The organism is Paraburkholderia lebeckiae, from assembly GCF_050436325.1.
Classification (GTDB): Bacteria; Pseudomonadota; Gammaproteobacteria; order Burkholderiales; family Burkholderiaceae; genus Paraburkholderia; species Paraburkholderia tuberum.
In genome coordinates, this window is sequence record NZ_JBNDLZ010000003.1 from 619,627 (window position 1) to 641,641 (window position 22,015).

The following is a 22,015-nucleotide window of genomic DNA, read 5'->3' on the forward strand; positions in this document are numbered from 1 at the left end:
CACGCACTGCCGAGGGCCGGCCGGTTCATACCGGCTTGCCTCGCCGCAAGACACGCAACCGTTTTGGCATGCTGCGTCGTCAGTCTAACGCCAAGCGCGCTGCCGCGCGTGTCGTGTCGGCTCGGGTGTTAACCCGCTTGCGGCGACGCGCTTTCTGCGCGTCGATTTCATCTCAGAAGCCGGTCAGCACCAGCTTGCCGATCGTGCGTCCTGCTTCGAGCAACCCATGCGCGCGACGCAGATTCTCCGCGTTGATGCGGCCGAGGTCCTGGCCGAGCGTCGTGCGCAACGTGCCCGCATCGACGAGCCGCGCGACCTCGGTCAGCAGCTTGTGCTGCTCGATCATGTCGGTCGTGCCGAACATCGAGCGGGTGAACATGAACTCCCAGTGAAACGCGGCGCTCTTCGCCTTCAGCAATTCGACGGGCACGGCGGCGCTGTTCTCGACGATCGTGCAGACGCCGCCTTGCGGCTTGATCAGTTGCGCGGCGGCCGGGAAATTACGGTCGGTGTCGTTGAAGATCAGCACGTAGTCGACCTGCTCGATGCCGATCTCCTTCATCTGCGCGGGCACATCGCCGAAATGATCGACGACGTGATCCGCGCCGAACTCCCGGGCCCATTTCGCCGATTCGGGCCGCGACGCGGTCGCGATTACCTGCAGCTTGCCGAGCTGCTTCGCGAGCTGGATGCCGATCGAGCCGACCCCGCCCGCGCCGCCGAAAATCAGCACCGTACGGCCTGCGTCGGCGCCCTGAGGCGATACGCCGAGGCGATCGAAGAATGCTTCCCACGCGGTGATCGCGGTCAGTGGCAGCGCGGCCGCGTGCGTGAAATCGAGTGACGCCGGCTTGTGCCCGACGATCCGTTCGTCCACCAGATGAAACTCGCTGTTGGCCCCCGGCCGCGTAATGCTGCCCGCATAGAACACCGGATCGCCGACCTTGAACAGCGTGACCTCGGGCCCGGCCGCGACGACGGTGCCTGCCGCATCCCAGCCGAGCACGCGCGGCGTCTTCTCGAGCGTGTCTTTCGGCGCGCGCACCTTGGTGTCGACCGGGTTCACGGAAATGGCTTCGACCTTGACCAGCAGATCGCGGCCGGTCGCTTCGGGTTTCGGCATCTCGACGTCGACGAGCGCTTCGGCGTGATCGATCGGCAGATAACGGTAGAGTCCGACGGCTTTCATGGCTGCTCCTTGGGGGTTCGGTTGATGTGACGCATGACTCGTATCGTACGATGATTCTTATTCTGATAAAACAGGCATAATCGCTGAAACATTTTTTGGTTTTTCAGAATAATGGACGATTCAAGCCGGGCCGGCCGGTCCGTGCCCAACGAACGCGAACGGCTCGATCTGCTCGACGTCGCGTTGTTCGTGCGTGCCGCGCTGCTCGCCAACGTGTCGGCGGCCGGGCGCGAGTTCGGATTGTCGGCGGCGGTCGCGAGCGCGCGGATCGCACAACTCGAAAAGATCCTCGGCGCGCGTTTGTTGCATCGGACCACGCGCCGCATCAGCCTCACCCAGGACGGTGAAGTGTTCATGACGCGCGCCGAGGCGCTGCTCGACGCGGCCGCCGCGGCGCGCGCATCGGTCGGCCGCGCGCAGGCCGCACCGCAGGGACGGCTGCGCGTGTCGATGCCGTCGTCGTTCGGGCGTCAGCATGTGTCGCCGGTGATCAGCGAGTTTCTGCGCCGCTATCCGGGTGTCAGCGTCGATCTGCGCCTGACCGATCAGGTGGTCGATCTGGTCGACGCGGGAATCGATGTCGCGATTCGCGTCGGCGTGCTGAAGGATTCGTCGCTGGTCGCGCGGCGGCTCGCGGTCAACCGCCGCGTGCTGTGCGCGGCCCCCGCCTATCTGGCCGCGCGCGGCACGCCGCATCATCCGTCGGATCTCGCGCGGCACGAGTGCATCATCCTGTCGGAGCAGCGCGACTGGCGCTTCGTGACGCCCGCCGGTCCGCTCGACGTGCGCGTGAGTGGCCGCCTCGTCACCGACAACGGCGAGGTGATTCGCGATGCGCTGCTCGCGGGCTTCGGCATCGCGCTGAAATCGACGTGGGACGTGGCGCCCCATCTGCGCAGCGGCAATCTCGTCAGCGTGCTCGACAGCTATCCTCTCGCGGACGACGTCGCGATCTGGGCCGTGTACCCAAGCCGCGCGTTCGTGCCGCCGAAGACGCTCGCCTTCATCGACTTCGTCGCCGCGCATTTTGGCGATCCGCCGTATTGGGATCGCGAGCCGGTTGGCCTGGCGGGCGCGTAGGCGGCGCGATGCCCGCTACGCCGCGTCAGCGCTTGCCGCCCTTTGCGCCGCCCTGCTTGCGGTCCGAGTTCACATCGGCATGCGCGTCGTTCTGCGTGCGTTGCTGATACTCGCCGCCGCCGCGGCGGTCGGTATCCTGCTGCCCATGCTCGATGTCGTCATGCGCCTGCTTGCCGACATGGCGCGGCTCGTCCTCGTGCTGCGACTCGGGATGCTGGTCGGCTTCATGCGGCAGCGGCGCCGCGGCTTCCTGCAACGACTTCGGATCCTTGTTCGCGTGCGGGTCGGCTTGCGGGTCGCCATCGGTCGATTGCGGCAGGGTCTTCATTGCATCGCTCCTTCGCGAAGCGCGTTCGCGCGCAAAGTACGCACGGCGCGTTCGAGGGTTGGATTCAGCTCCCCGGACGAGCGCTCATCACGCGACGCCCAGACGTTTTTTTATCGCCGCCGTGATGCGCTGACGCGTCTTTGCGTAGTCGGCCCATGGGTCGCTTCCGAGGCCGTCCACGCGCTCGTGGACGTTGCGGATACCCCATTGATCGCCGCTCGTCGTGCTCTCCAGTTCGTCCCACGCGAGCGGCACCGACACCCCGAGCCCCGGCCGCGCGCGCGCCGAGAATGCGGCCACCGTGCTCGAGCCACGGTTGTTGCGCAGATAGTCGATGAAAATCTTTTTCTTGCGATTCTGCGCGCCCATCTTCGCGCTGAAGTACTGCGGCAGCGTCGTCGCCATGTGCTGCGCGACCGCCTGCGAGAAATCCTTCACTTCGTCCCAGCCGGCCTGCTTCGCGAGCGGCACGACCACGTGCAAGCCCTTGCCGCCGCTCGTCTTGCAGAACGACTTCAGGCCCAGTTCGTCGAGCAGCGAGCGGGTCAGTTGCGCGGCCTCGACCATGCGTTCCCAGCCGAGCGACGGGTCCGGGTCGAGATCGAACACCATGCGATCGGGCTTTTCGATATTCGACGCGACCGCATTCCACGTATGAAATTCGACGGTGCCCATCTGCGCGGCGCCGACCAGCGCGGCGAGCGTGTCGATCGTGATCAGCGGAGGATGGCCCGGATCGAGTCCCTCGTGCTGCGTGACGTGCGGAATCGACAGCTTCTGGCTGTGCTTCTGGAAGAACAGCTCACCGCCGATATCCTCGGGCGCGCGCACCAGCGCGACGGGTCGCTCGCGCAGATGAGGCAGCATCCATTCGGCGATTGATTCGTAGTACTGCACCAGTTCGAGCTTGCTTGCGCCGCTGCTCTTGTCGATCACGCGATCGGGATGCGAGATGCGCACGCCGGCGATTTCGCTCTGTGCACGCGAGCGTGTTGCCGTGGTTCGGGCGGACGCGCTTTCCTTGGCGGCGGGCCTGGCGGCACTGGCGGCCTTGCTGGTTGCGCGCTTTTTCGGCGCGCCTGTTTGCGCCGTATCGGCGGTGGCGGTTTCGGTTTGCTGTTGCACGTCGGCTCCTTGTCGGGCGGTTTCCCTGACGATCTGGCGCGCCGGCTTGTCGTCGCGCAGGCTGACGAACGACGCCTGGCGCACGATGCCGTCGCCCGTCCATTCGGCGAAGTTGCATTCGGCAACGAGCACCGGCTCGACCCAATGCACGGGCGTGCGGCTGCGCTCGCGCGGCTCGCTCGCGAATGGCATGCGCTTGCTCGCGTGCGCGTCGAGCGCCTGTTTGACCGAGCGCAGCAGCGCGGCGTCGAAGCCCGTGCCGACGCGGCCCGCGTACTGCAGCCGGCCGTCGGCGTCGTAGACGCCGAGCAGCAGCGCGCCGAACGCCGCGCGGCTGCCGCCCGGCTCCGAATAGCCGCCGATCACGAACTCCTGGCGGCGCCGGCACTTCAGCTTGATCCACGACGGCGAGCGGCCCGACACATAGCTGCTGTCGCGCCGCTTGCCGATGATGCCTTCGAGCGCCATGTCGCACGCGCTCTTGAGCAACTCGTCGGCGCTGAACGCGAAGTCGTTCGAAAAGCGCAGCACGCGATCATCGACGCCTTCGAGCAGCGCCCGCAAAATCGCGCGCCGCTGTTCAAGCGGCACGTCGCGCAGGTCGTAGCCGTTCAGAAACGGCAGATCGAACAGATAGATCACGATGTCCTGCGGGCGATGCGCATCGAACGCGTTTTGCAGCAACTGGAAGTTGGGTACGTCGCGTTCATCGAGCACGACCGCTTCGCCGTCGAGCCACGCGCTTTGCACGTCGAGTCCCGCGAACGCCTCGATCTGCTTGCTGAACTTTGCGGTCCAGTCGTTGCCATTGCGCGTGAGAATGCTGACGACGCCGCCCTTCGCCTTCGACGCATGGTCGATGCGCGCGAGCACGCGGTAGCCGTCGAACTTGATTTCGTAGAGCCAGTCATCGCCTGGCGGCGCGCTGTCGACGAGCGTCGCCAGCTCCGGCTTCAGGCTCGCGGGCAAGGCGGCTTTGAGCGCGCCTTCGATCGATGGCGATGCGGCGAGTTCGCGTAGCGACTGCGTGCTGCGCGTCGCGACGATGTCGGGGCGTTTGGGATCGGCTGCGCGGCGCAAGGATGCGGATTTCGCCGGCTTGCCCGCGCTCGTGGCCTTGCCGTTGCGCGAGGTTTTCGTCTCCGCTTTCGATTGCTTCGTTTTCCTGCCTTTCGAAGCTCCGTCGGCCAGCACGCTGCCCGGCAGCTTCTTCAGCACGTCGTAGTCGCTTTCGTCGCGCGCTTCCTCGTCGCGCTCCTTGATCAGCAGCCATTGCTCCTTGTCGCCGCTGCCGCGCATGTGGCTCCGTACGAGCGTCCAGCCGCCATGCAGCTTCTCGCCGTGCAAATGAAACTTGAGCTTGCCGGCCGCGTACGACCGCGCGGCTTCGGCCGCCCCGCCCGCCGGCTCCCACGTGCCGCGATCCCACACGATCACGGTACCCGCGCCGTAGTTGCCGGGCGGAATCTCGCCCTCGAACGTACCGTATTCGACCGGATGATCCTCGACGTGCACCGCGAGCCGCTTGACCGACGGGTCGAGGCTCGGCCCCTTCGGAACCGCCCACGACAGCAGCGCGCCGTTCAGTTCGAGCCGGAAGTCGTAGTGCAGACGCCGCGCGTCGTGCTCCTGGATCACGTAGGAGAGCGTATCGGGCGCGGCACGCGTCGCGCGCTTGCCGGTCTTGCTCGCGGCACGCTTGCGGGTCGTCGCGCCGGCCGGCTCCGGCGTATCCTCGAAGCGGCGCTTGCGATGATAGTGCTCGAGTCGGTCGTTCATGGCGATGACTCCGGTGCGTTTGGTGCGATAGGCGGCTCGGCCGCCCGCTCAGGCCGCCGCGCGCCGTTTGCGGGACGTTGCGGTGGTTTTCGACGTCGCGCGCCCGCTGCCGCCGCTACCGCTGCGACTGCGCGCCGTGCTTGCCGCGCGCGGCTTTTTGCGCGCGGGCGCGGCCGCCTCTTCATCGGACTCGGCCTCGCTATCGCTCTGATCCTCGTCCTCGTCGGCGGCGCGCTTGCGGCCTGTGGCGGCCTGCTTGCCCTTGCCGCGGCCAAGACTGCGGCGCAGCAGATCGGACAGGTCGAGAATGTCGGCGGACTTGCGCGACTCGTGCGGCGTTTCGACCTCGACGACCTCCTCGGTCTTGCCCGCCTTGATCTTGCGCTCGACGAGCGCCATGATGTCGTCGCGAAAAGTATCGTGATACTTCATCGGGTCCCACGTCTCGCTCATGTCGTCGATCAGCTTTTTCGCCATGTCGAGTTCTTTCGCCGACACGCCGGCGGCCTTCATGCCTTCGGGCGGCACGTTGAATTCGTCGAAATTGCGCACCTCGTCGGCCCAGCGCAGTGTGTTCAGCGCGAGCATCGGACCGAGCGGAATCAGCGCCGCCAGATGCTGCTTGTTGTGCAGCACGACACTCGCGACGCCGATCTTGCCCGACGCCGTCATCGCCTCGCGCAATAGCGCATAGACCTTTTCACCCTTGCGGTCGGGCGTCAGGAAATACGGCGTATCGAGATAGAGAAACGAGATGTCGGGGGCGTCGACGAACGCGAGGATGTCGACCGTCTGCGTCGACTCGGGGTTCGCCGAGCGGATTTCGTCGTCCGACAGGACGACGTAGCGATCCTTCTCGTACTCGAAGCCGCGCACGATGTTGTCGCGGGTCACGTCCTTGCCGGTACGCTTGTTGAACTGCTTGTAACCGATCGGATCGATCGTGCGCTTGTCGAGCAGATTGAAGCCGACCTTCTCCGACTGCGTCGCCGGATAAAGCTGCACCGGTACGTGGACGAGCCCGAAACTGATTGCGCCCCTCCAGATCATGTGTGCCATCGCGCGCTCCCCTGTCCCATGGCCCTGAGATATCACGCGAAGCAGCAAGCGTGCCCGCATTTCGGCGCGCTCGACACTGCTGCCACGCGCAAAGCAGGAGCGGGTCGAACCAGCGGCGTGCTGTCATGGGGTTGTAAGTCTTGCGACGAGGCGGCAAAACCTACGGCATTCGTGGTGTGCGCAGTCCACGCGGCGCCCGCATCAAGGCTCGAGCAGGACCGGTACCGACGCAAACCCGCGAAACCGCACGCGACCGCCCCGCGTCGGCTCACCATCGACGCGATACGCCGGGAAGCGCTGCACGAAGCGCCCGATCGCAATCCGCGCCTCCAGCCGCGCCAGCGACAGACCCGCGCACTGATGAATCCCGAACCCGAACGCCAGATGCCGGTTCGGGTCGCGGTGGATATCGAAGCGGTCTGGCTCGGCAAACTGCTCGGGATCGCGATTGGCCGCGCCGATGCACAGCGTGACCGGTGTGCCGCGCGCGAGCGCGACGCCGCCGATCTCGGTATCGACGGTGGCCATGCGATTGCCGAGCTGGTTCGAACTCTCGAAGCGCAAGCACTCCTCGACCGCGGTGCCGATCAACTCCGGCTCGCGCAGCAGCGCGGCACGCTCGTCAGGCCACTCGCTCAGCGCGACGAGCCCGTTGCCGATCAGGTTGGTGGTCGTTTCGTGCCCGGCGTTCAGGATGAAAATGCAGTTCTGCAGCAGTTCGGCTTCAGATAGCTGCTCGTCCGGCCCCTCTCCATGGATCAGCCGCGTCAGCACGTCGTGCTGCGGATCGCCCGGCTCGCGGCGGCGTCGTGCGACGAGGCCGCGCAGATAGTCGACGAATTCGCTGACCGCGCGATTGCCGCGCTCGAACTGCGCGTCGGTCAGCGACGGCTCGAGCGCGCCCAGTATCGCGAGCGACCAGTTGCGCAGCGGCGCCCGTTCATCGTGCGGCACGTCGAGCAGATTGCCGATGACCTCGACCGGAATCGCCGACGCGAATTCGCCGATCAGATCGATACGTCCGCGCTGCGCGGCCGCATCGAGCAGGCCGTCGACGAGCCTGGTCAGCGCGGGCTCCATCGCCGCGATCGCGCGCGCGGTCAGCGCGCCGGCGATCAGCTTGCGCACACGCGTATGACGCGGCGGATCGTTGAACACGAGACTCGTGGTGTGATGCGCGTAGAGGAGAGAGTCGCCGTATTTCGGGCGGAACTCGACGGTCTTGTCGGAGCTGAAGGTCTTGGGGTCGCGGTAGACCGCCTGCACGTCGCGAAAGCGCGTCAGGAACAGCGAGCCGTCGGGCATGCGCCGGATTGGCTCATAGCTGCGCAGTGCGTGATAGACCGGATAGGGATCGGCGTAGAACGCCGGGCTCAGATGACGCAGATCGAAGTCGCGGGCAAGGGAGGATGCCTCGCTGGCGGTTGCCGGGGTCATGCGTTGTCTCCGTGGGGCGTCTTGTTGCGCCCGTGTGGGGTGGTGGGTTCGTGTGACCGTATTCATTCGGTCTGTTCCCGTTACGGCGATGCGCCGAACGCCGGCTTCAGCCAACGCGACGACTGCCTCACATGATTCGATGCGCCAGTATGAATCGCACGCCGCCAGAGCGCACGGCAAGTCCGGCACGGCCGCCTGCGACGGGCCAATGCACATAACCGATACAATAGCGGGATTTTCCGCGCGCCACGCGCCTCTTTCTTTCCGCGCCACCGGTCGTCCATGAACCTCGTCATTCAAAGCGTCGCCCCCCTTTCCGCCGACCACCACAAAACGCTCGTCGCGCTCGCACGCGGCTCGCACGCCGCCGTCATCGATGAGCAGCGCCATTCGCATCGCCGACGCGAACCTCGCGCAACGCGCCGACGTCGAAGCGTATTGCTATGCGCATCAACTCGACTACGCGTTTGTCGAAACCGGCCGCCAGTTGAGCGACTTCGGCCTCGTCGCGATGGACATGGATTCGACGCTGATCACGATCGAGTGCGTCGACGAAATCGCCGATTTCTGCGGGCTCAAAGCCGAAGTCGCGGCGATCACCGAGGCTGCGATGCGCGGCGAGATCAAGGACTTCAACGAGAGCCTGATTCGTCGGGTCGCGCTGCTGAAAGGGCTCGACGCCAGCGCGCTCGAGCGCGTGTACGAGGAGCGACTAAGGTTGTCGCCGGGCGCCGAACGCATGCTGGCCGGCGCGAAACAGGCGGGCCTGAAAACGCTGCTCGTGTCGGGCGGCTTCACGTTCTTCACCGCGAAGCTGAAGACGCGCCTTGGGCTCGATTTCACGCGCGCGAACACGCTTGAAATCATCGACGGCAAGCTGACCGGCAATGTGATGGGCGAGATCGTCAATGCCGACGTGAAAGCGCGCATGTTGCGCGAAACCTGCGCGACGCTCGGCATCGAACCGTCGCGCGCAATTGCGATAGGCGACGGCTCGAACGACCTGAAAATGATGGCCGAAGCCGGACTCTCCGTTGCGTTCCGGGCGAAGCCGGTGGTGCGGGAAGCAGCCAGCGTGTCGTTCAATTTCGTTGGACTGGACGGTTTGCTGCGGTTGGTTTGAGGCTGGCGCTTGAGCGATCCGTTATCGCTCGCGTCGGCACAACATAGCGTCGCGCCGCGGCATCGAACATTCGGCCGAACGGTCGGGTCTGCTTGATACACAGCGCAACAAAAAAGCCCGCCGGGAGGAGATCCCGGCGGGCTTCTCGAACAACGTGTCGAACAGGGCTAACGCGTGTTAAGCCAGCCTGGCCAGGCTCTGCTCGATATCCGCACGCAGGTCCGCCTCGTCTTCCAGACCGATATAGAAGCGCACCAACGTGCCGCGATGCGGCCACTGCGCCGCAGTGCGCATCGACGCGATGTCGTACGGCATCGCGAGGCTATGCGCGCCGCCCCAGCTCCAGCCGAGCGAAAACAGTTCGAGTGACTCGCAAAACGTGTCGATCTGCGCCGCGCTGTACCGCTCGTCGAACACCACCGAGAACAGTCCGCCCGCGCCGCTGAAATCGCGCTTGTACACTTCGTGCCCCGGACAGTCGGCGAGCGCCGGATGCAACACCGCGACGATTTCCCGCCGGCTCTTCAACCACGTCGCGAGCGACAGCGCCGCGCGATCGTGCTGCGCGAAACGCAACTGCATGCTCGGCAGGCTGCGCAGGATCAGTGAGCAGTCGTCCGAGGACACGCCGATGCCCATGCGCATGCGCGCCGCCTTCAGCTTCACATGCACGTCGCGGTCGACCGTGATCGTCGCGCCCATCAGCACGTCGCCGCCGCCGGACTGGTATTTGGTCAGCGCCTGCACCGAGATGTCGACGCCATGGTCGAACGGCCGGAACGCGAGGCCCGCGGACCACGTGTTGTCGATCGCGGTGACGACCTTGCGCGCGCGCGCCGCCGCCGTGATGGCCGGTACGTCGGGCACTTCCATCGTCACCGAGCCGGGCGCCTCGATCCAGATCAGGCGCGTGTTCGGCTGGATCAGACTGGCGATGCCCGCGCCGATCAGCGGATCGTAGTAGCGCGCCGTGATACCGAAATCGCGCGCGAGCCAGTCGCCGTGGTCGCGGTTCGGCGAGTACACGTTATCGGGAATCAGCACGTCGTCGCCCGCCTTCACGAGCCCGAAATAGACGTTCGAGATCGACGACAGCCCCGACGGTTGCAGCAGAGCATGATTGCCGCCCTCGATCGCGGCGAGGCGCTGAGCGAGCGCGATCTGCGTCGGCGTCGCATGCAGGCCGTAGCGCCATTGCGCGTCGTTTTTCCAGTCGAGCGCGCGCATCGCGGCGAGGTCGGGAAATACCACCGTCGACGCGCGCGTGACGGGCGTCGAGAACGATTCGAAGCCCGGCGTGATGTGGTCCTCGGCACGCACGATGCGGGTCTGCAAGCCATGTTTGAATTTGGATTCAGTCATGTGAAGCTCGGTGAAAAACATAGTGAAGCGAACCTGAAGCAACGGCCGCACTGCGCGATTCCGGATGCCCGGCGCGCGGTGCGCATCAGTAGCCCGTTTGCAGGTTGCTGACGCCGCCCACTGAGTGCCCCCCGGCAGCGGATGCCGGCGCGGGAGCCGCCGCTGCGCCGTTGGCCGCGGCCGGTTGCGGTGAGGGGGCTGCAGGCCTGGTCGCCGCACCGCCGGCCGAACCGGCCACCGGCACCGCCTGCCCTGCCGCCAGCGGCTTCAGCTTGAATTCCTGCGGGTTCGAATCGTCGACGTTCATGCGGTCGCCTTCGAGCGAGCCGTCCGCCGCGAACTTGCCGACCCAGTTGCCGGTGATATGCGTGCCGTCGTTCGATTCCTCGACTTCGAGCGTATCGCCGTCGCGATCACCGGCGATCAGAATCACCTCGCCGCTATCGGTGTACTGATACTCGCCGTGCACGCCAGATGGATCGTCGGTCTTGGGCCCGAGCCGCAGCACGATCGGCCGCGCGCCGAGCGTGCCCACGTAGCGCGGAAACTTCGCGAACTCGGGGCTCGGTTTCAGCGGCAGCTGGATCGGCGGCGGCGCGGCCAGTGCCTTGACCGCATCGCTTTCCGCCCACGCCTGCGACGGCATCCACAGCACCGTGCCGGCGCACAGCAGTGCGGCAGCGCTCGCCACCACGCCGGCGCGCCGGCGCAAGGCGCGCGTTGCCGTGCGGGTTGCCGAGCCCTTCGTCACTTTCGCTTCCTGCATCCTGTCCATCCTTGTTACTGGTTCCTGCGCGCTACCTATGCCGGGCCGGGCTGCCTACTTTGCGCGATCAGAGACGCTCGAAAACCGCCGCGATGCCCTGCCCCCCGCCGATGCACATCGTGACGAGTGCATAACGGCCGCCAATGCGCTGCAGCTCGTAAAGCGCCTTGACGGTGATCAGCGCGCCAGTCGCGCCGATCGGATGGCCGAGCGAAATGCCCGAGCCATTCGGATTGACCTTGGCCGGATCGAAGCCGAGTTCCTTGCTGACCGCACAGGCCTGCGCGGCGAATGCCTCGTTGGCCTCGATCACGTCGAGATCGGCGACCGTCAGACCCGCGCGCTCGAGCGCCTTGCGGCTCGCCGGCACCGGCCCGATGCCCATGTACGCCGGATCGACGCCCGCATGCGCGTACGACACGAGCCGCGCCAACGGCTTCACGCCGCGCCGCTCGGCGACGCTACGCTCCATCAGTACGACGGCCGCGGCCGCGTCGTTGATGCCCGAGGCGTTGCCCGCCGTCACCGTGCCGTTTTCCTTAGCGAACACCGGCTTCAACTTCGCGAAGTCGTCCGCCGTTGCGTTCAGCCTCGCGTGCTCGTCCGTGTCGAACACGACGTCGCCCTTCTTCGACGGAGTCGTGATCGGCAGAATCTGTTCCTTAAAGTAGCCGCTCGTGATCGCGTGGGCCGCGCGGCGGTGCGACTCGAGCGCGAGCGCGTCCTGGGCGTCGCGCGAGATGTCGTACTTGCGCGCGACGTTCTCGGCGGTCACGCCCATGTGGATCGACTGGAAAGGATCGTTGAGCGCGCCGACCATCATGTCGACGAGACGCGCGTCGCCCATGCGCTGTCCGAAGCGCGCGGCCGGCATCGAGTACGGCGCGCGGCTCATGTTTTCCGCGCCACCGCCGATCGCAATGTCGGCGTCGCCGAGCAGCACGCTCTGCGCGGCCGAAACGATGGCCTGCAAGCCCGAGCCGCACAGCCGGTTGACGGTCAGCGCGGGCGTATGCTGCGCGACCCCGCCGTTGATCGCGGCGACGCGCGCGAGATACATGTCCTTCGGCTCGGTGTGCACGACGTTGCCGAACACGACGTGGCCGACTTCGTCGCCCGACACGCTCGCGCGCTCGAGCACTTCGCGCACGACACGCGCGCCGAGGTCCGTCGGCGCGAAATCCTTCAGGCTGCCGCCGAACGTGCCGATTGCCGTGCGCACACCGCTCACCACCACTACGTCCCGTTGCATCGCTTGTCCCTCCTGTTGTCTCTCCAGTCTGCCTGGATGATTGCGCCAGCGCGGGCCATGCTGCGCCGCGCAGCTTACGTGATATCTACCCCGCCAGCAGCCGCTCGACGGTCTCGCGCGACGGAATCGGCGCGACCGCGCCATAACCTTGCGTGGACAGCGCGGCGGCAACATTCGCGTAGCGCGCGGCGGCAAATGGATCATCGCCCGCGACGATGCGCGCGATGAATGCGCCGCCGAAACAGTCGCCGGCGCCGGTTGCATCGACCGCATCGACGACGTGACCCGGCACGACGCGTCGCTCGTTAGGTGTCGCGATATACGAGCCGTCCTTGCCGAGCTTCAGCGCGACCACGCTCGGTCCGTGCGACAGCAGAAAATCGACGATCTCGTCACGGCCGGTCAGCCCCGTCAGTTCGGTCACATCGTCCCAGCTCGGCAGGCAGATGTCGGTCTGGCGGATCGCCTCGAGCATCACCGCGCGCGCCCGCGCGAGCGGCCACAGCTTAAGACGCAGATTGGTGTCGAAGCTCACGCGCGCGCCATTCGCGCGCGCATGCGCGATCGCTTCGAGCGCGGCGTCGCAGGCGCTCACGCTGATCGCAAGACTGATGCCGGACAGATGGACGACCTTCGCCGCCGCGAGCGCGTCGCGCGGCAGATCGGCGGGTGCATAGCGGCTCGCCGCCGAGCCCGCGCGCAGATAGTCGAACGCGTGGCCGTTGGGGCCGTGCGACACGAAGTAGACGCCGGTCGAGGCCCGCGGATCGACGCGCACGAACGACGTGTCGACCTGCTCGCGCTCCCACAGATCGACCAGCAGGCGTCCGAAATGATCGGTGCCGACCGCCGACACGAAACCGGTCCTCGCACCCTGGCGCGCAGCCGCGATGCAGAAGTTCGACGTGTCGCCGCCGAAGCCTTGCAGGTAGTTCGGCTGGTCCTTCGCCGACTGGTTGAATTCGATCATCGCCTCGCCGAGCGCGAGGATGTCCGGTGTTTGAGCTTCGGGCCCTGCGGCCGCGCTGTGCGTCATCGCCTAGACCTCGCCCCACAAATCGTGGCCGTCCGCGCCGGTGATCTTCACCGACACGAAATCGCCGACCTTGTAGCGCTTCGACGCCTTGGCGGACGGCGCGATATAGACGACGCCGTCGATCTCCGGCGCATCCGCCGCGGTGCGGCCGATGCCGCCGTCCGCGTTGATTTCGTCGACGAGCACCTTCAGCGTCTTGCCGACCTTCCGCGCGATGCGCTTGGCCGACACCTGCTCGGCCACTTCCATGAAGCGCGCGCGACGTTCCTCACGCACTTCATCGGGCAGCGCGCCGTCGAGTTCATTCGCGCTCGCGCCTTCGACCGGCGAATACGCGAAACAGCCGACGCGATCGAGCTCCGCCTCGCGGATGAAATCGAGCAGCGTCTCGAACTGCTCTTCGGTCTCGCCCGGAAAGCCGGCGATGAACGTGCTGCGGATCGTCAGATCGGGGCAGATCTCGCGCCAGGCCTTGACGCGCTCCATCACCTTCTCGGCGTTGGCCGGGCGCTTCATGCGCTTCAGCACTTCGGGATGCGCGTGCTGGAACGGCACGTCGAGATACGGCAGCACGTGGCCCTTGTACGGACCCTCGGCCATCATCGGAATCACTTCGTCGACGCTCGGATACGGATACACGTAATGCAGGCGCACCCACGCGCCGTATTGCGCAGCGAGTTCGCCGAGCGCGGCGACCAGATCCGTCATGCGCGTCTTGATCGGCTTGCCGTTCCAGAAACCGGTGCGGTATTTGACGTCGACGCCATATGCGCTCGTGTCCTGCGAGATCACGAGCAGTTCCTTCACGCCGGACTTGAACAGGTTCTCCGCTTCGAGCATCACTTCGGCGACCGGGCGCGACACCAGATCGCCGCGCATCGACGGGATGATGCAGAACGTGCAGCGGTGATTGCAGCCTTCGGAAATCTTCAGGTACGCGTAGTGGCGCGGCGTGAGCTTGACGCCCGCGGCGGGCACCAGATCGACGAACGGATCGTGCGGCTTCGGCAGATGGCTGTGCACCGCCTGCATCACCTCGCCGAGCGCGTGCGGGCCGGTCACGGCGAGCACCTTCGGATGCACTTCCTCGATCAGCCCCGAGCCACTCGCACTCTTCTTCGCGCCGAGGCAACCGGTGACGATCACCTTGCCGTTTTCATTGAGCGCTTCGCCGATCGCGTCGAGGCTTTCCTGCACGGCTTCGTCGATGAAGCCGCAGGTGTTGACGACCACGAGGTCCGCGCCGTCATAGGTGCCGGAGATTTCGTAGCCTTCGGCGCGCAGCTGGGTGATGATCTGCTCGGAATCGACGAGGGCCTTGGGACAGCCGAGAGAGACGAAGCCGACTTTCGGCGTGGCGCCCGGTACGGCCGGAGCGTTCGAGGGGGTGGAAGACATGGGGAACCGCTTGAAGACGTTAAACCGTGAATTGTAGCGGTTCGCCACTGCCACCGCTCGTAAGTCTTTGAATTCTAGTCTTCAAACGGGGATGGGTTCGGCAGGACCGGGTTGATCCAGCTCGCTATTTTCTTCGTCGCTGGAAACGTGCTGACGCGTCGGCGCCGACGCGGCTCCGGCCGCCAGCGCCTGGCCGATTACCGTAAGAATTTCGTCAGAGTCCTGCACTCGGCGGATCGCCGCATGCAGTTCGGCGGCCTGTGGCCAGGTCCGCTGCAGGTAGCTGAGCCACTTCTTGACGCGGCCGTGCTCATGGGTCAGCGTGCCATGCGCCCGCAGCTTGTTCATGTAGCCGACGATCGAACCCAGCACCTGCTGCCATTCGTCGGCAGATGGACACGGCTCGATGAGCCCGCGGATTCGCTGCGCGAGGAATGGATCCGACACGGCGCCGCGCCCGATCATCACGTCCGCGCAGCCGCTGACCGAGCGGCAACGCTGCCAGTCCGCCACCGTCCAGACTTCGCCGTTCGCGATGACGGGCACGTCGACAGCGTCGTCGATGCGCGCGATCCACTCCCAGTGCGCAGGCGGCCGATAGCGGTCGTCGCGCGTGCGCGCATGCACGACGAGCGAGGCCGCGCCGCCGTCCGCGAGCGCCTGCGCGCATTCGATCGCCCGCGACGTGTCGGACACGCCGAGGCGCATTTTTGCCGTCACCGCGATATCGGCAGGCACCGCGGCGCGCACGGCCGAGACGATCTGGTTCAGCAACTTCGGGTTCGCGAGCAGCATCGCGCCGCCGCCGTGCTGATTGACGACTTTGGCGGGACAGCCGAAGTTCAGGTCGATACCGTAGGGCGATAGCATGGCCGCGTACGCGGCATTGCGTGCCATCCACTCGGGATCGCTGCCGAGCAGCTGGATCACCATCGGCGTGCCGCTGGCGGTCACGCTCGCGTGCAGGATTTCGGGCGCCTCGCGCTCGTAGACGCGGGTTGGCAGCAGCGAGCCTGTGATGCGGATGAACTCGGACACGCAGCCGTCGAAAGCGCCCGCGCTCGTCAGCACGTCGCGCAGCACATAGTCCGCAAGCCCTTCCATCGGGGCGAGAAACAGCCTACTCATGAGCGGTGTGGGTGAACGGCGGGTCAGAGCAGAACGATCCGCGCGGCCTTCGCAACGGAAGACGCTGACGCGATCAGGGAGACGGTCTGAAACATGGGACGGGTCCTGCGGAAGAAAAACGGTAATGGCGCAAGCAGCGATGTGCCGGCAGTGGAGGCAACGGTCATTGAACCGCAGCCGGAATCCGGTTCCGACGGAAAAGCGTCCCCATGCGCGGGCCGCCATTGTAGCGCGTCGGCGGCTTCGCGCTCCCGCGAGCCATGCAGGAGGATCGGCGACGGAGGCTGAATGTCAACGGTACGCCGACGGCCGGTCCCTGGCCCAGCCCGTACTCGAGGCGCGCGATCTCGTTGCGGCAATGAAGGTCGGCTTCGCGTCCACAGGCAACCCCAAAGCCCTCGTCGACCGGAGCAGACCTCGCCGCCATTCACTCCTTCACTTCTTCTCCGTCTCCGGATTGTCCTGCGGCGTGGCCGGCGCATTGCTCGCATTGTTCGCATTGACCGCGCCGCCCGGCGTAAACGGGAACGTGGCGAACATGGTCTTCGCCTGGTTCTGCATCTGCTCCTGCATCTGCACGAACATGTTCTTCGATTGCTCGATGTAGCTGGTCATCATGCCCTGCATCATCGGCGCCTGCATGTTCATGAACTGCGACCAGACTTCGGGGTTCATCGCCTTGCCTTCATAGAGATTCTTCGACTGGTCGGCAAGCTTCGCCTGAATGTCGATGAAGGCCTGGATGTTCTTTTCCAGATACGTGCCCATCATGCCCTGCATCGCATGACCGTAGAACCGGATGATCTGCGACAGCATCGACGACGAGAACATCGGCAGGCCGCCGCTCTCTTCTTCAAGAATGATCTGCAGCAGGATCGAGCGCGTCAGGTCCTCGTTGCTTTTGGCATCGATCACCTTGAAATCTTCCTGATCGAGCACGAGTTGCTTCACATCAGTCAGCGTGATGTAGGTACTCGTCTCGGTGTCGTAGAGCCGACGATTCGGATATTTCTTGATCAGTCGTTCGGCCGTTTTCTTTGTAGTAGTAGTCATGTAACGCCTTTAAGCTCGAGTTAAGCAAACGCGGAAACGGCGTCCGGGCTGTGCAATGGGATCCATTGCGCAGCCGGGACGCCGGCGAAACCATCTGAGCCGAAGCGCGCCGCCTTCCGGTCCGGCGCGCCGATGGCTCAGCCCATATGCAAGCCGCCGTTCAGCGAAAAATCGGCGCCCGTGGCGAAGCCCGATTCATCCGACGCAAGCCACGCGACGATCGACCCGATTTCGCCCGGCTGACCGAGGCGGCGCACCGGAATCGTCGCGACGATTTTTTCCAGCACGTCCGGGCGGATCGCCTTGACCATGTCGGTGCCGATGTAGCCCGGCGACACGGTATTGACCGTCACGCCCTTGGTCGCGACTTCCTGCGCGAGTGACATCGTAAAGCCGTGAATGCCGGCCTTCGCGGTCGAATAATTGGTCTGCCCGAACTGGCCCTTCTGGCCGTTCACCGACGAAATGTTGATCACCCGGCCAAAGCCACGCTCGACCATGCCGTCGATCACCTGCTTGGTGACGTTGAACAGGCTGGTCAGATTGGTGTCGATCACCGCCGTCCAGTCTTCGTGCGTCATCTTGCGGAACACGACGTCGCGCGTGATGCCGGCATTGTTGACCAGCACGTCGATCTCGCCGACTTCGGCCTTGACCTTGTCGAATGCGTCCTTGGTCGATTGCCAGTCACCGACGTTACCCTCGGAGGCGACGAAGTCGTAGCCGAGTACCTTCTGCTCGTCGAGCCACTTCGCACGGCGCGGCGAATTCGGGCCGCAGCCGGCGATCACCCTGAAGCCTTCCTTGTGCAGACGCTGGCAGATGCTGGTGCCGATGCCGCCCATGCCGCCCGTTACGTACGCAATTCGCTGTGTCATAAACCACACTCCGTTATCGTTGTCGAGGCGCCTGCCGGCGGCCTCGTGCCTCGCCTGATGCTGGTTCGCGTTGCCGCCGGGCGACCGTCTGGCAACGCGCACTGCCGACACGAGTCACCTGTTGCAACGCGCCGCACCGCCAGTTGGCGTGCGGCGCGGCCAGATGCCTGTGCTGGCGAAGACCGCGCGCGACCGGTCGCGAATGCGCGCGGCGTACCCAGCGTACTTTAAACGCGCTCGACCGCCAGCGCGACACCCATGCCGCCGCCGATACACAGTGACGCCAGACCCTTCTTCGCATCGCGCTTCTGCATTTCGTGCAGCAGCGTGACGAGAATCCGGCAACCGGACGCGCCGATCGGGTGGCCGATCGCGATCGCGCCTCCGTTCACGTTGATCTTCGACGTGTCCCAGCCCATCTGCTTGTGCACGGCGAGCGCCTGCGCGGCGAACGCTTCATTGACTTCCATCAGGTCGAGGTCGGCCGGCGTCCAGCCCGCGCGCTCGAGGCAACGGCGCGAAGCCGGTACCGGGCCCATACCCATCACCTTCGGATCGACACCCGCGTTCGCGTATGCCTTGATGCGCGCGAGCGGCGTGAGGCCGAGCGCTTCCGCTTTTTTCAGCGACATCACGAGCACCGCGGCTGCGCCGTCGTTCAGACCCGATGCGTTGGCCGCCGTGACCGTGCCTTCCTTCGAGAACGCCGGCTTCAGGCTCGCGAGCGATTCGGCCGTCACGCCATGACGCACGAATTCGTCGGTGGCGAAGCGCAGCGGCTCGCCCTTGCGCTGCGGAATCTCGACCGGCACGATTTCGTCGTTGAAGCGCCCCGCCTTCTGCGCGGCTTCGGCCTTGTTCTGCGACAGCGCCGCGAACGCGTCCTGCTGCTCGCGCGTGATGCCGTGTTCTTTCGCGACGTTCTCAGCCGTCACGCCCATGTGGTACTGGTTGTAGACGTCCCACAGGCCGTCGACGATCATCGAGTCGATCAGCTTCGCGTCGCCCATGCGGAAACCGTCGCGCGAACCCGGCAGCACGTGCGGCGCGGCGCTCATGTTTTCCTGGCCGCCTGCCACGACGATGTCCGCGTCACCGGCGATGATCGCGTTGGCCGCGAGCATCACGGCCTTCAGACCTGAGCCGCAGACCTTGTTGATCGTCATGCCCGGCACGGCCGACGGCAAACCCGCCTTGATCAGCGCCTGACGCGCGGGGTTCTGACCGGAGCCCGCCGTCAGCACCTGGCCCAGAATAACTTCGCTCACCTGTTCCGGCTTCACGCCTGCCCGTTCGAGCACGGCGCGCACCGCGAGCGCGCCGAGTTCAGGCGCGGCAATCTTCGCCAGCGACCCACCAAACTTGCCCACTGCAGTACGAGCGGCCGATACGATCACAACATCAGTCATTTCAATATCCTCCGGGCATCCCGGCCAACCGCGCCGCAGCCCGTTACGTTAAAAATTGCGTTGCAACTTGCGTTGCTCTCACGCCTTCATCAACCAGACGCTCATTCACCTGCCAAACACCTATGCACCGGCCGACTGCGCACTATGCCGACGTCGACAGCAATGTCGTAAGCGCATCGAGCCTGTGCGTGAACCTACTCCCGTTGCCGCACGTAGCGGCCCGGCGCCGGCTCAATGACCGGGAATTCGTCGGAGCCCAAATTGGCGCGCGCCTTCACTTTCTTGCCGCCGTACTGATCGAGCCAGTCGGTCCATTCCGGCCACCAGCTGCCGGGCACTTCGGTCGCCGCGTCGAACCAGTCGTCCGCGCTTTCGGGCAGCGTCTTCGCGTCGGTATCGAGCTTCCAGAAGCTGCGCTTCTTCTTCGCGGGCGGATTGATCACGCCGGCGATATGGCCCGAGGCGCCGAGCACGAACTTCAGCGGCCCGGTGAGCAGAGGCGCCGACGCATACGCGGTTTGCCACGGCACGATATGGTCTTCGCGTGATCCGTAAATGAAGGTCGGCACGTCGATCTTCGACAGATCGATCGGCTCGCCGCAGGTGGTCAGCGCACCGGGCTCGCGCAGCTTGTTCTCGAGATACGTGTTGCGCAGATACCAGACGTACATCGGCCCGGGCAGACTGGTCGAGTCGCTGTTCCAGTACAGCAGGTCGAACGGTACCGGCGTGCGGCCCTTCAGGTAACTGTCGACGACGTAGTTCCAGACGAGGTCGTTCGGGCGCAGGAACGAGAACGTGTTCGCGAACTCGACGCCGCGCATCAGTCCCGGCGGCGCGCCGTTCTTGCCGCCGATGCTCTGCTCGCGCATCTGCACGTGCGCCTCGTCGACGAACACGTCGAGCACACCCGTGTCGGAGAAGTCGAGCATCGCGGTGAGCAGTGTCATCGACGCGGCCGGATGTTCGCCGCGCGCCGCGGCCACCGCGAGCGCGGTGGCGAGCATCGTGCCGCCGACGCAAAAGCCGAGCGTATTGATCTGCTCGCGGCCGCTGATCTTGCGCACGGTGTCGATCGAGGTGAGCACACCCTCGCCGATGTAGTCGTCCCAGGTCTTGTGCGCAATGGACTGATCCGCGTTGCGCCACGAAATCAGGAACACCTGATGGCCCGAATCAAGCCCGTGCGCGACGAGCGAGTTTTCGGGCTGCAGGTCGAGAATGTAGTACTTGTTGATGCACGGCGGCACGATCAGGAGCGGCCGCTCGCGCACCGTCGCCGTGCGCGGCTTGTACTGGATCAGCTGCAGCAGATCGTTCTCGAACACGACCGAGCCTTCGGTGTTCGCGAGGTTCTCGCCGACCGCGAAACGCGATTCGTCGGTTTGGGAAATCTTGCCGCGCTGCATGTCGGCGAGCAGGTTCATCACGCCCTGGCGCAAGCTCTCGCCTTTGCTGTCGAGCAGCGTTTTCTGCGCTTCGGGATTCAGCGCGAAGAAGTTGCTCGGCGAGGCCGCCGCGGTCCACTGCTGGACCGCGAAGCGAATGCGCTCACGGGTTTTCGGCTGGGTGTCGAGCGCGTCGACCAGCTGCTGCAGATAGCGCGCGTTCAGCAGATACCACGCGGCGGTGAACGCGTAGGCCGGCGCCGCGCTCCAGGCGTCCGCGCTAAAGCGCCGGTCCTTGAGCTCGGGCGCCTTGATCGCCGACGTGGTGGCCTGCTGGATCAGCTCCATCGCCTCGCGCGAATAGTCGGTCTGCAGCTTCTGCAAACGCTCGGGCGGAATCGCGGCGGTGGGAATGCTCAGCCCCGGCAACGACGGCAACGCACCGGCGGCCAGCTTGCTGAAGTCGGGCATGCCGGGAAACGCCGGTATTTGCGGGAAGCCCGCCGTTATCTGCGCGAAGTCCGGTATCTGCGGCATTGTGGGCATCTGAAATGACGGGCCATTGGGCTGCGCGCCGAACGAACGCCAGGCGTTCATCCAGGCGTCGAGAAATTGCTGCATGCCTGCGGCTGACGATGCGCCGCTCGTACCGGCCTGCTGCGTCTGCTCCTTCGAGGAGTCGGTGCTGGGGGAAGCTGGGGAATGAGATGCTGCCATACCTGCTTTTGACCGGTAAGTCCTTGCGGACGGGTTGAGAGGCAGCTCCGTGCGCACGTGGCGATTGCTCGCGACTTCGTCACGCCCTGTCCCATGAACGACGAGGAGCTTGGGAGGAACATTCTTGCTCCCCATCACAAGGCATGTCAATGCTTGTTCCCGATTTTGCCGCAGTGCGATAGTTTTTTAATTATCGTTTTCCCTGTATGGCAAATCGCGCGTTAACGAATCAAATGATGCTTGCCGGGGTAAATCAAAAAAACTCCTACGGCGCATGGCATTTAAGCATATTTATTCGTTCGATCACCCACACAGCCGGCGGGCGATTCGCGCTATCGGCGGGCCTTCCGGCAGCGCAACAAAAGATGCGTGTGAAGGCCGGCCAACGGGCCCTCAGCGATGGGCCGGCAGTGGGATTCGCGATTAACGAACCGATGCGCATTCACGCGAAATAAAACAACCGTTCGATTTTAAAAGTATGACAAGATGCGCCCGCGCACCATTCCGA

At 65.2% G+C, this 22,015-nt stretch carries 18 protein-coding genes and 1 pseudogene; 4 read left to right on the forward strand and 15 right to left on the reverse strand.

Annotated features, from left to right (window positions below):
* Window positions 1–172 precede the first annotated feature (172 nt).
* The gene (locus OKW44_RS20780) at window positions 173–1,189 is read right to left on the reverse strand and encodes a zinc-binding alcohol dehydrogenase family protein (protein WP_018418102.1); all 1,017 of its coding nucleotides are present in this window, start codon (window positions 1,187–1,189) and stop codon (window positions 173–175) included.
* A gap of 111 nt (window positions 1,190–1,300) precedes the next feature.
* Here OKW44_RS20780 and OKW44_RS20785 point away from each other — a divergent pair, with 111 nt between their 5' ends.
* Entirely contained in the window at window positions 1,301–2,269 is a 969-nt protein-coding gene (locus OKW44_RS20785; RefSeq protein ID WP_018418103.1) for a LysR family transcriptional regulator, read from the forward strand.
* A gap of 25 nt (window positions 2,270–2,294) precedes the next feature.
* On the opposite strand, the gene OKW44_RS20790 is transcribed toward OKW44_RS20785, so the two are convergent.
* The 4 genes from OKW44_RS20790 to OKW44_RS20805 all read right to left on the reverse strand — a co-directional run bounded on the left by OKW44_RS20790 (window position 2,295) and on the right by OKW44_RS20805 (window position 7,997).
* Complete coding sequence (locus OKW44_RS20790) at window positions 2,295–2,597, reverse strand: hypothetical protein (RefSeq protein ID WP_018418104.1); 303 nt, start codon at window positions 2,595–2,597, stop codon at window positions 2,295–2,297.
* A gap of 87 nt (window positions 2,598–2,684) precedes the next feature.
* Window positions 2,685–5,501 (reverse strand): DNA ligase D, encoded by a 2,817-nt coding sequence (ligD, locus tag OKW44_RS20795; protein ID WP_018418105.1) that lies wholly within the window; start codon window positions 5,499–5,501, stop codon window positions 2,685–2,687.
* A gap of 48 nt (window positions 5,502–5,549) precedes the next feature.
* A complete protein-coding gene (ku, locus tag OKW44_RS20800; protein WP_026225402.1) occupies window positions 5,550–6,560 on the reverse strand; it encodes a non-homologous end joining protein Ku in 1,011 nt (336 codons plus the stop codon).
* A gap of 201 nt (window positions 6,561–6,761) precedes the next feature.
* Window positions 6,762–7,997, reverse strand: a complete 1,236-nt coding sequence (locus OKW44_RS20805; protein ID WP_018418107.1) for a cytochrome P450 — start codon at window positions 7,995–7,997, stop codon at window positions 6,762–6,764.
* A gap of 282 nt (window positions 7,998–8,279) precedes the next feature.
* Between OKW44_RS20805 and OKW44_RS37020 the strand changes: the two are divergent.
* Together OKW44_RS37020 and serB are read left to right on the forward strand one after the other, a co-directional pair.
* Window positions 8,280–8,339, forward strand: a pseudogene (locus OKW44_RS37020) (hypothetical protein); the annotation flags it as partial.
* A gap of 34 nt (window positions 8,340–8,373) precedes the next feature.
* A complete protein-coding gene (serB, locus tag OKW44_RS20810) occupies window positions 8,374–9,120 on the forward strand; it encodes a phosphoserine phosphatase SerB (RefSeq protein ID WP_503129142.1) in 747 nt (248 codons plus the stop codon).
* Between the two features lie 177 nt (window positions 9,121–9,297).
* Here serB and OKW44_RS20815 read toward each other — a convergent pair whose 3' ends face one another.
* The 10 genes from OKW44_RS20815 to phaC all read right to left on the reverse strand — a co-directional run bounded on the left by OKW44_RS20815 (window position 9,298) and on the right by phaC (window position 21,411).
* On the reverse strand, window positions 9,298–10,482 hold the full coding sequence (locus OKW44_RS20815) for a cystathionine beta-lyase (protein WP_026225403.1): 1,185 nt from the start codon (window positions 10,480–10,482) through the stop codon (window positions 9,298–9,300).
* 85 nt (window positions 10,483–10,567) lie between these two features.
* Window positions 10,568–11,248, reverse strand: coding sequence for a hypothetical protein (locus OKW44_RS20820; protein WP_018418110.1), 681 nt, complete (start codon window positions 11,246–11,248; stop codon window positions 10,568–10,570).
* A gap of 67 nt (window positions 11,249–11,315) precedes the next feature.
* Window positions 11,316–12,500 carry a beta-ketothiolase BktB gene (bktB, locus tag OKW44_RS20825; protein WP_018418111.1) on the reverse strand — a complete coding sequence of 395 codons (1,185 nt, stop codon included), beginning with the start codon at window positions 12,498–12,500 and terminating at the stop codon, window positions 11,316–11,318.
* Window positions 12,501–12,585: 85 nt separating this feature from the next.
* Complete coding sequence (locus OKW44_RS20830) at window positions 12,586–13,536, reverse strand: sugar kinase (protein ID WP_018418112.1); 951 nt, start codon at window positions 13,534–13,536, stop codon at window positions 12,586–12,588.
* Between the two features lie 3 nt (window positions 13,537–13,539).
* The gene (gene rimO, locus OKW44_RS20835; protein WP_026225404.1) at window positions 13,540–14,934 is read right to left on the reverse strand and encodes a 30S ribosomal protein S12 methylthiotransferase RimO; all 1,395 of its coding nucleotides are present in this window, start codon (window positions 14,932–14,934) and stop codon (window positions 13,540–13,542) included.
* A gap of 81 nt (window positions 14,935–15,015) precedes the next feature.
* Entirely contained in the window at window positions 15,016–16,062 is a 1,047-nt protein-coding gene (locus tag OKW44_RS20840) for a tRNA dihydrouridine synthase (RefSeq protein WP_026225405.1), read from the reverse strand.
* 435 nt (window positions 16,063–16,497) lie between these two features.
* Complete coding sequence (phaR, locus tag OKW44_RS20845; protein WP_018418115.1) at window positions 16,498–17,115, reverse strand: polyhydroxyalkanoate synthesis repressor PhaR; 618 nt, start codon at window positions 17,113–17,115, stop codon at window positions 16,498–16,500.
* Window positions 17,116–17,252: 137 nt separating this feature from the next.
* Entirely contained in the window at window positions 17,253–17,993 is a 741-nt protein-coding gene (locus OKW44_RS20850) for a 3-ketoacyl-ACP reductase (protein ID WP_018418116.1), read from the reverse strand.
* A gap of 227 nt (window positions 17,994–18,220) precedes the next feature.
* The gene (locus OKW44_RS20855; protein WP_018418117.1) at window positions 18,221–19,402 is read right to left on the reverse strand and encodes an acetyl-CoA C-acetyltransferase; all 1,182 of its coding nucleotides are present in this window, start codon (window positions 19,400–19,402) and stop codon (window positions 18,221–18,223) included.
* 194 nt (window positions 19,403–19,596) lie between these two features.
* A complete protein-coding gene (gene phaC / locus OKW44_RS20860; protein WP_018418118.1) occupies window positions 19,597–21,411 on the reverse strand; it encodes a class I poly(R)-hydroxyalkanoic acid synthase in 1,815 nt (604 codons plus the stop codon).
* Window positions 21,412–21,713: 302 nt separating this feature from the next.
* Here phaC and OKW44_RS20865 point away from each other — a divergent pair, with 302 nt between their 5' ends.
* Window positions 21,714–21,962 carry a hypothetical protein gene (locus tag OKW44_RS20865; protein ID WP_162633893.1) on the forward strand — a complete coding sequence of 83 codons (249 nt, stop codon included), beginning with the start codon at window positions 21,714–21,716 and terminating at the stop codon, window positions 21,960–21,962.
* The last annotated feature ends 53 nt before the right edge of the window (window positions 21,963–22,015 follow it).